The sequence below is a fragment of the Bacillus sp. FSL K6-0069 genome (genome assembly GCF_038007785.1).
In the GTDB taxonomy this organism is placed as follows: domain Bacteria; phylum Bacillota; class Bacilli; order Bacillales; family Bacillaceae_G; genus Bacillus_A; species Bacillus_A mobilis.
Map to the genome: position 1 here is coordinate 2584435 of NZ_JBBOXN010000001.1, position 12394 is coordinate 2596828.

9 protein-coding genes are annotated in these 12394 nt (G+C 32.4%); 2 read left to right on the forward strand and 7 right to left on the reverse strand.

Annotation, left to right across the window (positions count from 1 at the left end; genetic code table 11):
• Nucleotides 1-436 precede the first annotated feature (436 nt).
• The gene (gene bla / locus MHB74_RS13185; RefSeq protein WP_061680481.1) at nt 437-1375 is read left to right on the forward strand and encodes a class A beta-lactamase; all 939 of its coding nucleotides are present in this window, start codon (nt 437-439) and stop codon (nt 1373-1375) included.
• A 218-nt stretch (nt 1376-1593) separates the two neighbouring features.
• On the opposite strand, the gene MHB74_RS13190 is transcribed toward bla, so the two are convergent.
• Genes MHB74_RS13190 through MHB74_RS13200 form a run of 3 tightly spaced genes read right to left on the reverse strand, consistent with a single transcriptional unit; the run spans nt 1594 to nt 5355 of the window.
• Nucleotides 1594-2754 (reverse strand): Ger(x)C family spore germination protein, encoded by a 1161-nt coding sequence (locus MHB74_RS13190; protein ID WP_061680482.1) that lies wholly within the window; start codon nt 2752-2754, stop codon nt 1594-1596.
• Nucleotides 2741-4219: a spore germination protein gene (locus MHB74_RS13195; RefSeq protein WP_061680483.1), complete on the reverse strand. Its 1479-nt coding sequence runs from the start codon at nt 4217-4219 to the stop codon at nt 2741-2743. Before MHB74_RS13195 ends, MHB74_RS13190 begins: the two co-directional genes overlap by 14 nt.
• Before the next feature lie 56 nt (nt 4220-4275).
• Entirely contained in the window at nt 4276-5355 is a 1080-nt protein-coding gene (locus MHB74_RS13200; RefSeq protein WP_061680484.1) for an endospore germination permease, read from the reverse strand.
• Nucleotides 5356-5572: 217 nt separating this feature from the next.
• Between MHB74_RS13200 and MHB74_RS13205 the strand changes: the two genes are divergently transcribed.
• A complete protein-coding gene (locus MHB74_RS13205) occupies nt 5573-5755 on the forward strand; it encodes a hypothetical protein (RefSeq protein ID WP_002172101.1) in 183 nt (60 codons plus the stop codon).
• 296 nt (nt 5756-6051) lie between these two features.
• Here MHB74_RS13205 and MHB74_RS13210 read toward each other — a convergent pair whose 3' ends face one another.
• The 4 genes from MHB74_RS13210 to pulA all read right to left on the reverse strand — a co-directional run bounded on the left by MHB74_RS13210 (nt 6052) and on the right by pulA (nt 12271).
• A complete protein-coding gene (locus MHB74_RS13210; RefSeq protein WP_061679830.1) occupies nt 6052-6729 on the reverse strand; it encodes an ABC transporter ATP-binding protein in 678 nt (225 codons plus the stop codon).
• Between the two features lie 11 nt (nt 6730-6740).
• Entirely contained in the window at nt 6741-8171 is a 1431-nt protein-coding gene (locus tag MHB74_RS13215) for an ABC transporter permease (RefSeq protein ID WP_061679828.1), read from the reverse strand.
• Nucleotides 8172-8669: 498 nt separating this feature from the next.
• The gene (locus tag MHB74_RS13220) at nt 8670-9269 is read right to left on the reverse strand and encodes an undecaprenyl-diphosphatase (RefSeq protein ID WP_061679827.1); all 600 of its coding nucleotides are present in this window, start codon (nt 9267-9269) and stop codon (nt 8670-8672) included.
• A 431-nt stretch (nt 9270-9700) separates the two neighbouring features.
• Nucleotides 9701-12271, reverse strand: coding sequence for a type I pullulanase (gene pulA, locus MHB74_RS13225; protein ID WP_061679825.1), 2571 nt, complete (start codon nt 12269-12271; stop codon nt 9701-9703).
• Nucleotides 12272-12394 lie beyond the last annotated feature (123 nt).

Consider the following 12394-nt stretch of genomic DNA (forward strand, 5'->3'; position numbering starts at 1 on the left):
TGTAGTAAGTATAATCTTATTAGGAATCAATAAGTGGACTTTTCGTTTTTTTTAGATCTTTATTTCTACCATCCAATCTTAAAATAAAATCAGTAGTTGTTATTACTTATTCTATCCGAAACGAGGTTGTTATATATGGGCTATCCAATTGAAATTCCCGTTACAAGAAAAACTCAATCTAAATCCATATTAAATTAAGTGGAGTTCAAAAAATGGAGTTTGCGATGCTTAAAAACAAAGTAAATAGATATGTAAAAAAATTCAATCATAAATGGAACAAATGTGTTACTTAGATTGTCTATTACGTATAAAAAAGGTGTTCTTGATAGTCCTCTCATTTTGTAATATAAGAAATACAAGAGTAGTGCTATCCAGTGCATTTGTTAATTGTATAGGTATACAAAATCCATATATTCTTGAAAGAGGTTGAAAATGTATGATAGTTTCAAAGAAGTTTTTTCACATTGCACATTATAAAAAGGTGCTACCTGTAGTATTACTTTCATGTGTAACGCTTATAGGCTGTTTCAATAGTAATATTCAATCCGAACCACCGAAACAAGCCAAACAAGAAAATACAAGTAGGCATTCTTTTGTAAAGCTTGAAAAAGAATATGATGCTAAACTCGGTATTTATGCATTGGACACAGGTACGAATCAAACTGTTACTTATCGTTCAGATGAACGCTTTGCATACGCATCTACCCACAAAGCCCTTGCTGTTGGAGCACTGTTACAAAAGAAATCAATAGAAGATTTAGATCAAAAAATTAAGTATACCAGCAAAGATCTTGTGAATTACAATCCAATTACAGAAAAATATGTAGATACAGGTATGACTCTGAAGGAGCTTGCAGATGCTTCCATTCGATATAGTGATAATACTGCACAAAATCTTATTCTTAAACAATTAGGTGGGCCAAGTGAATTCAAAAAATCACTAAGAGAAATAGGAGATTCCGTTACAAATCCTGAACGTTTTGAACCAGAATTAAATGAAGTACAGCCAGGTGACACTCGTGATACTAGTACCCCAATGGCATTAGCTACTAGTCTTCAAACTTACACGCTAAGTGATATCCTTCCAATTGAGAAACGGAACTTTTTAATTGATTTGATGAAAAGAAATACTACGGGGGACAACTTAATCCGTGCTGGAGTTCCAGAAGAATGGGAAGTAGCCGATAAGACTGGCTCTGGGTCTTATGGAACAAGGAATGATATCGCGATTATTTGGCCACCAAATAAAAAGCCAATTGTTCTTGCGGTACTTTCTAATCATGCTAAAGAGGATGCGAAATATGAGGATAAACTTATTGCGGACGCAACTAAAATAGTGTTAGATTCTTTAAAAGTAAAGAATAAATCAAAGTAATAAGTTTAAGCCGTTCCTATTTTGCAGCACATATAGTTTGAAAGACTTCTACTTTATCTAAACACCAAGAAATGTAAGCGTGTTTTTAGACAACGAAGGAGGCAATATCCTCCTTCGTTGTCTAACTATTGAAGATGCCACCACACCGGAATGGTCTTTCACGTTCGAATCTCCTATTTAGAGTTAATATTTTATGTTTCCTCTCACCTTCAACCATTCTAATGCTCAATCATATTACGCTTATTTTTAGATTTTCCATTTGTAGCTATATTAATCGAGACATTTAAATCTAATTCTTTATTTTGAAGAGATATCCCCCCCTCTTTTTTGTGTTTTTTCCATAATTTATTACTCTGCCGATATAAAGAATGGGATAACTGATACGTGTCAATCCCTCTTTCGATTCCTTTTCGGTACGTTTTTTTAATTTCTTTTTCAACTTGGGCCTCTGCAATTTTTTTAATATCATTTACAGTCATAGAGTGTATTAATTGAAAAATATCAGCATCGAAATGGATGTTCATAAGCATGTGTAACTTTCCATTTTTCACAAAATGTTTTGTATCTATCTTCGGGTTTTTCAATACTATATGTCCAATAATTTTCTGATTAAATTTTAAAAGTAATGGAGCTCGTTTCGTATTTTCATCCGTCCAGCGAATCCCAGCAATATCATGGCTGTTTAAATGATTTATATAGGATTTATCACTTATAAAACCATAACCACTAAATTTTAACATTGGAAATGATGTATGCCCTTTTTTCCAATATGCTTTAGTCGTAGCTAAGAAAGGAATACGAGTTGTCATCCCAGGTTCATAATAATTTCTTTGGAATTTATATAAAGGTAAAGGATCTATTATTGTATATTGCTTGGTTATCTCTTTTGGTAAATTAATGATTGTATATAATTGAGAAATATTTAAAATATTATTGTTCGCTAATATATTTTCTAGAGGTTCCTTAGTTCCAAATATCCACATAGTGTCTCGAAATTGAAAAAAACGAGAGAAAAAATCATTAAATTGATTTATGTCACCATGTTTTAAAAATCGCTCTGTTACAACAATTGTTTTGAGATGCTCCCATGAGATTTCTTGTTGAGCCCCCTTATAAAAATCAAATGCTGCCTCATCTAAAATGGGTCCTTTTCCCTTTCCAATATAGGCCTGGCTATAATTACGAGTAGTGCTCCCTTCTTGTTTAGCTATGTTAGAAAAATTAATAAATTGCGGACGAATGATATAATTATTATCTTTAAAATCGATACCTAGACTATTTATATACAAAACGTGATGCAACTCTCTTTGATCCCAACACCCTGCTAGAAATGTACACATTATAAAAAGAAATATAACTATTCTTTTATTTTTCTTCATCGGTACTCTCTCTTTTCTTTGTATTATCTTGAGTATGCAATTCTTTTGGTCTTTTTTTCATATACGTGAAAGGAATTCTAAATGTGGCTGCTAGCATACTTTTAAATACAGGGGGTGAATATGGTGTAAAGAATGGGACTCCAAAAGATCGTAAATTCACTACATGTATCGCCATCACAAGAACACAGAAGATAAATCCTACTATACCTAATAAAGAAGACACTACAAATACTATATATCGCAATATACTTATTATTCCTGTTACCGACTGATTAGTTAAAGCAAATGTCGAAACAACCGAGATTGCTATTATAATGACCATAGATGCTGAAACAATTCCAGCACTAATGGCGGCTTGTCCAATAATCAATCCCCCTACCACAGATAATGTTTGACCAAATACCGCAGGAACACGCAATCCTGCTTGCCTCAAAACTTCAAATAGGGTCATCATTATTAGCCCTTCTAAAGGAGCAGGAAAAGGAATCCCTTCTCTTGATAAGCTTAATGTAGCTAACAACGTATAGGGAATCTGATCTGGATGATATGTAATTAATGCTATCCAAATTCCTGGAAGAAATATAGAAATTGCTATCCCCAAAAGACTTACAAGCCGTACAAAGCTACCGAATATATAGAAAAAATCTTGATCTTCAGATGTATTCACAAAAAAAGGAAATGTAACTGGAGCAATAGTGGCTGTCGGTGACCCTTCGACTAATAAAATAAAACGCCCATACAACAAACAATTCACAGCATAATCAGGACGTCCTGTATATTCAACTAAAGGAAATACACTAAATTGATTGTTTGTAATTAATTCTTCAATCTGTGCACTTGAAACTATCCCATCTATTTTAATTTGTCTTAATTTTAATCGAACTTGATTAATGATATCTCGGGATGCAATATCTTTTAAATACAAGAGGGCTACTTTAGTTTGTGTTCTTTCTCCAATAATAAATTCTTCATAACTAAGAGAACTTGTTTTTAGCCTTTTTCTAATTAATCCTATATTTATGTTTAACTCTTCAACAAATCCATCACGTCCACCACGAATGGTCATCTCTGTATTTGTTTGCTCAACTGATCTTGTAGGTATTTGGGCAATATCAACTATATACCCTTGTTTAGATTCTTCAAAAATAATGAGGAGGTTACCTTCAAATATAATCTTAGATATAGTTTCATTCGAATTTACTATATCTAATTTCTTTACTGATAACTGAGGAATTAATGTTGAAAGGTTAAATTCTTCTATAGAATTACTTAAAAGATTTTTGCAAACTTGAGATGATGTGGCTTGTTTTAATTTTGTATTATCAATTAAGTTTTGACAATAAATAAACAATACTGACCTTATTTTTTCTTTTTCATCTAATTCACGCTTTATTACTTTTACATCGTTGCACCCTTCAAACCACTCTAGTATTATCTTCTTGTTTAATTCTACTCGTTTGTTCATCTACATTGTCTCCTTCAAACTCAGCAACCTTATATAAAATACATTCTCATACTCTTTCAAGAGCTTTTCTTAAATTTAACAACCCACACAAACACCATTAGTAATATAGAAAACAAAAATAGTCCTAATGCTGAAACTGGTAAAACAATTTGAGATACAAACCAATAGAAACTAGAGTCACTGATGGGTAGTATACTTATTACTAAAATACATAAAAGTATTGTAAACATAACCCCATTTCTTGTTTTCTGATTTGTAATTGATAACAAATCTGGAATGAGAAAAACAACAAGCGATAGACGAATAAAGATCCCTACAAGCCACTGATACACGGAGAGAAAGTCTAAATTTTCAATGTACCTTCCTATTGACACAAGTCTCCATTCTTCAAATGCTGGATATCGTTGGTTTGCTGCTGCGAAGGGACCAAATTCTATAATAGCTGCCATAACTGGGCCTATTGTGATACCAATAATAACAATACCTAAAGCAATCAATTGATATAATTTTACTTTTGAACAAATATGATGTTGTAAAAAAAGAATAAAAATTAATTCTAGAAATCCTGCTGCAGGATAAACCATTCCCCTAAATATTGGATTCATTCCATTTTCCATCATTGGCTGAAGTAAAGAATAATCTTTATGTGGAACATTTGCAAACATTACAAAAAAACCAAGTAAAAATACAATTGGTAACAAAACACCTGTTGTAAGTGCAATAGATTGAATTCCTTTTGTAGCATTATAGAGACAAATCAAAGAAAAAAGTATTCCTAATACAAAGTGAGGTGTTTCTGGTAAATAAAAAGAGAAAAAGGTTAAGGTTTCTTTTAGTGCAACGACACCAATCGTTATTAAATAAAGTGCAACTATGAATATGATTGGATATACACTGAATTTCCCGAAATTATTTTTTAGCCACAAAAACAAATGTTCATTTTTTATGTTTTTATATATGATGAATATTATTGAAATCCAAAGCAAGTATAAAATGCTTACTAATATGATAGAAATCCATGAATCTCTACCTGATGTATCTAATAACATAGGAATCATAATGACATGATTAATTATCCCAATACTACCAATGAGTATCATAGAAACTTGAAATAAAGTAATTGTTTGCTTAGTCATATTTACCACCATATTTAGTAATGAAGAAATATTACATAGTATAACTGATACATCACTTCTTTATTCCAAATGGTTAGCGCATAGAGACATGGACAATTAAACTTCTTTAGTTATAAAATTTTTCACATTAGATATAAGCTAGCCCCTTCTATTCTGTACATAATTTCTTCAGGCAGATATACTATAAACACAATAGTTCTAGAAAGGTGATGATGTTATGTATGAACAACAAAATAATAGGGATAGAGACCAAAAAATGATGTTTTCTATGCAAGGAGTTCCCACAAATAAGGTTAACATGAATCAATTACCTAAATGGATTAGAATCTTCGGCTATTGTGCATTTGGCTGGATGATAGTATTTAGTTTAATTATGATAGTAGGTTTAATTCTTCAATAACTATGTAGATAAACAGTTAAAAGGGACAGTAATTAGATCTATGATCTAATTACCGTCCCTTTTTTTATATGTGATTCCTCAATAATATAGGTAACTAATCATAACAAAAAGAACCTGTAGAATATCCTACAAGTTCTTTTTCAAATATTGTTAAAAAGGAAACAACAAACTATCTTCACATTCAATACAGGGAGACCATTTTGATTATGGTTTAATTTTATTATATATCAAATATAAGCTTTTGAAATGGTTGTTTTTTTGAAAATTTTGTGGATTTAAAAACTAAGATATTTGTATTAGATGTGGTTTACGACCAACTTCTTCTTACTTAAATACACTGCACGATCGGATTTTTTTGCAACTTCCTGTGAATGCGTTACAACAATAATACATTTATTCTCTTTATGTGCAAGTTCTTGAAACAGTTCTATAATATCCATTGCCGTTTCTTCGTCGAGGTTTCCCGTCGGCTCATCTGCAATAAGTAAATCAACATTGCAAGATAATGCTCGAGCAATTGCTACACGTTGTTGTTGCCCACCACTTAGTTGCAAGACGTTTCGTTTCGCTTCTATTTCTGTGAGTCCTACTTTCTCTAATAATTCTAATGCCCTTACCGTCTTATTTTTCACTTTGACACCTGTAATTTCCATTGCTGTTAAGACGTTTTGAAGAGCTGTCATATAGGTAATTAAGTTATAAGATTGGAAAATTACAGATACATTTTGATTACGGTATCGATCTAAACCAATCTTCCGAATATCTTTGCCATTATACAGTACATAACCATTTTTAGGGACATCCAGTCCACAACCTAAGCTTAGAGTTGTAGTTTTACCAGATCCAGATGGTCCTAAAATCGTGTAGAAATGTCCTTTTTGAAAAGAAAAGTTAACATTGTCTAGTATCGCTACATTTTTCCCATTACTTTCATAATAATAATCCAAATTTTTAAATTGTAAAATCGTTTCCATGTTAAGCCTCCTTATTCATCTTTTAAAAGAATTTGTTTTGGGTTTAAACGTAGAATAGATAATGCCGGAAGAAGCGTTGCTATTATAGCAATAGCTAGTCCAATCCCTCCCATTTTCCCTACATCTTCTCCTGTTACACTTACATCAATTTTATCAATTGGATCTTCTTTTTGATTTTGTAGCGTGCCACCAGGTCCAGACATCATTACAGTACTATTATTTCGCATGTTGTCCGTTTCTTCGCTTGTTGTAGCAATTTCATTCGAAAGTAAATTATCCCCGATATATTGAGAAACTTTAGCTCCTGTTGTTATGGATAATCCAAATGCTAAAATAGCGACACACACTACTTCTACTACGAACTGCGCCATCAGCTTCCACTTTTTCTCTCCAATAGACAATAGAATTCCCATTTCTTTACGACGTCCTTTAATTGATAGCATAATGATTAATCCTAAAATAATCGCACCTGCAATCGATACAATATAAATAATCATTTGAGAAGTCGAAGAGATATTTTCGATAGGACCAATCATTTGTTTGTACAATGAATCATGCGCATCTAATTTATAATAATTAAAATCAATATTAGATTTTTTTGCTTCTTTTTTAAATGCATCAATATATTGTGGATCATTCAAGAAATACACGACTTGAACACTACTTATACCTTGGTCTACTTCTAATTTTTTCATAGTTGAATGTGGCGTATATAGTTTATTAGCTGGATCCATAATAGGAGGAGCCTGTTGACCCATTGCTTGTTCATTCGTTTCGTAAATACCTATAATTTCAATCTCGAGGGTTTCCTTCTTATCCCCTGATTGTACTTTTACTTTGTCTCCTACTTTCAAATTGTTTAATTCCGCTAATCGTTTTTCCATTAAAGCTACATTCTGATCTTTCATCTGTTCTGTAATTGGTTTTCCATCAATGATTTTACTTTTTCCGTTTTTAAAGCTTTCTTGTAATGCAGTCTTGCGGACTCCCTCAATCATAAAAGAAGCATTCATATCTATTTCTGTACCAGAGCTTGAACCGCCTCGCACAGCCGCCATTCCCACTTTACCTTTCCCTTCTTCTTCATCTGAAGCTCCTACTAGTTTAAGTCCATCAGAAATACCGAAAGTGTTAGCTATGTAATTATAGTCTTTTACATACTTGGATTTCGCTAATTGATCTATTTCTTTTGTATCGAGCTGCGGTGGCTTTGGCATTTCTCCAGTTTCCTGAGCTTTTTGACCTAATTTGTCGAAATCAAGACCTAAAGTAACATCTGCACCAAGTTTTTTTCTTGCAGCATCAGCTGCCTTTTTTGATGCATTTTGGATTGTGAATCCTGAAAGAACCAAATTTGTAACAATCAGAAATACTGCCATTAAAATTAATGATGTTCCTATCCTTTTTTTCAAACTGAGAATTGCGCGTTTCATAAAATTCATTTTTTCTTACCTCCTTGATAACTTGTATTCTATATATGTTATCTAGAGTCTATATGGAGCTAATCAGTAGTTTATCTATAGATATAAGGAGTTTATGTGTAGTTATTCATTGGCCTGGTCAAGAAAACCGAAAAGCCAATCCAAAAGCGTAAAGAGGATTATAGGAAAAGAGAGAGGTTAAGGTTAATTTAATGTATGTAATATAAAAAATATTTATTGTATAATTTATATACAATAAATATAGAGAACCTATTTAAATATCTACATAGGGATTGTTAATGTACTCATAGAAATCACGTCATTTTAAAAGGTACACTTTTTAATACAAAAATAAGCTATTTTGAATGGTTGGATAGAGTTGAAGAGACTTATATTCAACTATGGGTTCCCTATACATCATTATAAATCTAATATTTTGCACTTTCGATAAAACGAAAAAGACGTTATCCTTTCTGTAGAATTATAGGAAAGGATAACGTCTTTTTTATATTTCTATACTCAAAATCCCTTTGATTTGTTTTTGGATGGTAAAACATGTTTCTCTACTCTTTCATATAGAGTAAGTAATTGCTGGATAAAAGCAAATTCCGGTACTAACCAATACGAAAATAACGCTGCAACACATCCTATTAAAGCCCCTATTGCAACATCAAATGGATAATGGACCCCTACCCAAATACGAGAAATCGCTACACTAAATGCAAGTATAAGCCATAACCATCCAGTTTTTTTACGAACAAGCCAAAACGAAAAACAAATCGAAAAAAAGAGAATCGTATGGTCACTAGGAAATGAATTATCTACAGTATGGTCGACAAGTTTATTAACATTAGGCAATACTGCAAATGGTTGATAATTCAGATGAAATTCCCCTACTATTTTTCCAATCACCTCAGCAATTACAAAAGCAACCATCGCTTGAATAACCATCATCCTACTTTTTCTGGACCCAGTAAACCAATAAGCTAAAATAATTAAAGCTAAAATATATACCATATATTCTGCCAAAAATACCATGGTTGAGTTTAAGGATGAATATTGTTTACCTAAATCATTAATTGCTCGAAAAATATCAATATTGAATTGAGAAAAAGACATATTCAAATACCTCCTTTTTTGTAAGGTGTTTTACCAATTGCCATATACCTTCATTACATGAATAGTTTTGGTTATTTTACTCATCTAAATATCAACCTCATATGACATCGCTTTCTTCTTTTTCACTTTAATAAAAAAAGAAAAAGGAAAACATCGAACTTTCTTACAAACGTTCGTGCATTCTTACAGTTTTGTCATTTTCTCGTCACTTTGTAAATCTGTTCATCGCCTTGCCTTTTTCTATTTTCAAAAATTCTTGTAACTACAATTATGGAAATCCTAATTACACATAAAAAGGAGGAGAACCTTAGTGAGTTCTCCTCCTTTTGTTTATTTCATTTATTAAATTGTAATAAAATTACAGTACGTGAAATTATAGTACTTTAACTTTAAAAGCGAAGTGAAAACAACATTCACTCCGCTTTTTGAATTTATTTAATTGGTTTCTCTGTTTTTAAAACTAATGAACTTAACGCAGGAACTTTAATTTTATTATCATGGACAACATAAAGTGTTTTACTACCTGCTAGTTTACCGTCCACGAGTACTTTCCAAGGACCTTTTGATGGAAGCGTTATGTCAATGTCTTCCCTATTTGCATTGTGAGCCACCATAAAGTATTCGCTTTTATTCCCATTACCGTTTCCATTTATTGAATATGCGACAACATTTTTTGGAACATCGATAAAAGTTATATGCTTTTTAATCTGTTCTGCAGATGTCATTCGAAAAGCTGGGTACTTTTTGCGTAATTCTATTAAGCCCTTCATATAATCTACTTCATTATTAAATGCTGCACGGCGTAACCAGTCCATTTGGTTAATTGAATCAGGAGATTTGTAACTGTTATGATCACCATATTTCGTGCGCATAAATTCTTGTCCTGCATGTAAGAATGGAATACCTTGTGATGTTAATAAAATCGAAGAAGACAATTTGTGCATTTGTTTTCGCACTTCTTCACTGTCACCTGGATTCGTCAACTCAAATTTGTCCCATAATGTATGATTATCATGTGCTTCCACATAAGTTAGCACCTGCTCCGGATCTTGATATGTAGACGAATTTATATCGTAGTCAATGCCTGCTGTAATCCCTTTTTTAATACGGTCTTCCATGTTTTCCTTCCCATTTACAAAGCCATTTTCTTTCTCTTCAAATACACTACCTTTCAATCCATCTCGTATATTATCGTTAAAATGAGCAATCCCTTTCATTTTCTCCGCATTTTTTTGATTTGCTTTTAACTCAGCTGCAAGAGGTGTATTTAAATCCCAGCCTTCTCCATGCAATATAATAGAAGGGTCAATTTGATTAACAGCTTTACGTATTGCATTCATCGTTTCATAATCATGAATACCCATTAAATCAAAACGGAATCCGTCTAAGTTATATTCTTTTGTCCAGTATGTGACCGAATCCACCATAAATTTTCTCATCATTTTTCGTTCTGAAGCGGTATCATTTCCTACTCCGGTTCCATTTGCAAATGTTCCATCTTCATTGTAACGGTAATAATAACCTGGAACTAACTTATGAAAATTAGATTCAGCAGCATTATACATATGGTTATATACTACATCCATTACAACACGAAGATTATTATCATGCAGTGTTTGAATCATTTGCTTTAATTCAGTTATTCGGACAGTAGGCTCATATGGATTTGTAGAATAGGAGCCCTCTGGAACGTTGAAGTTTTTCGGGTCATATCCCCAGTTATATTGTGGTTCGTTTAAATTCTCTTCATTTACTGATGCATAATCAAATATTGGTAAAAGCTGAACGTGCGTAACACCAAGATCTTTTATATGATCTAGTCCTGTTTTCACACCTTCAGGCCCTTTTGTTCCTTTTTCTGTTACGCCTAAATATTTCCCTTTCTGCTTAATGCCACTTTCGGACTGAATAGAAAGATCACGTACATGCAATTCATAAATAATAGCATCTTCCGGGTTTTTAAATTTTGGCTTTTTGTTTGCTTTCCATTTTTTCGGATTTGTTTCTTCTAAATCAACAACTGCACCTTTATCCCCATTTACAGAAGCAGCACGTGCATACGGATCAACTGCTTCAGTCCACTTATCACCAATTTTCACCTTATATGTGTAATAGAGACCTTTTTGGTTCCCTTTAAGTTCTGCTTTCCAAGTTCCTTTTTCACCTTGTTGCATGTTTATTTCAGTACCTATTTTATCGTTCCATTTTTCATATGTAACTAACTTCGCTTCACTTGCAGTAGGAGCCCATACACGGAACTTCGTATGTTGCGGCGTATATATATTACCTAAATCGTTACCACCATAATAAAATGAATCATCAAATTCCTCACTACGAATGACTTTACCGATTTCCGTATACGCATCAGCTACGTTTTCGATTTTCACTTTGTATGATTGTTTTAAATCAATTTTCTGCTCCGTAATTATTTTAAACTTATTCGTAACATTTCCACTGTTTCTATCATAAGGGCTAATATTCTTTATTTTAATGCCTTCAATTTCAATTTTCCGTTCCTTAATATGAAACGGGACATTAGTCGTTACAGTAATCTCATTGAAACTATCAATAGTTGCTTTTTGAATTGATAGATCCGAAGAAGGCTTAGAGTTATATACTTTATCATCACCAGAAAGAATCCACACTTCAGCACGACCGTCCTTTATATTTTCAATCCAACGATCGCCACCATCTTTTTCCCATTCATTTGTACAAATGATAAATCCTACACGATTATATTCACCATCTATATTAATCTTAGCGTACTTTCCAAATTCATCTTTACCAGTAAATTCATATGATTTACCATTTGCATTTTCTCCCCATGTCCAAAGGTTCCAGTTCTTTGTATTTCCAGATTGCTCTTTGTAATGAATGATAACTTCAGTTGTTTTCGAATTTGAAACTGCCTTTACACTTTGAAAAGAGAAAACAGATGATAACATTACGATAATAGTAAGTAATAAAATTGATTTGTTAACTAATCTTTTTATCATTTTCACCACATACACCCTTTCTTTAAATAGTAGGCACAATTTATTATGCTCGTACTAAATTACACTATTTAAATTAATCTAGAAATCTCTTTTACTTCACCCCCATATTGGCTATTTTCACATTTGTAT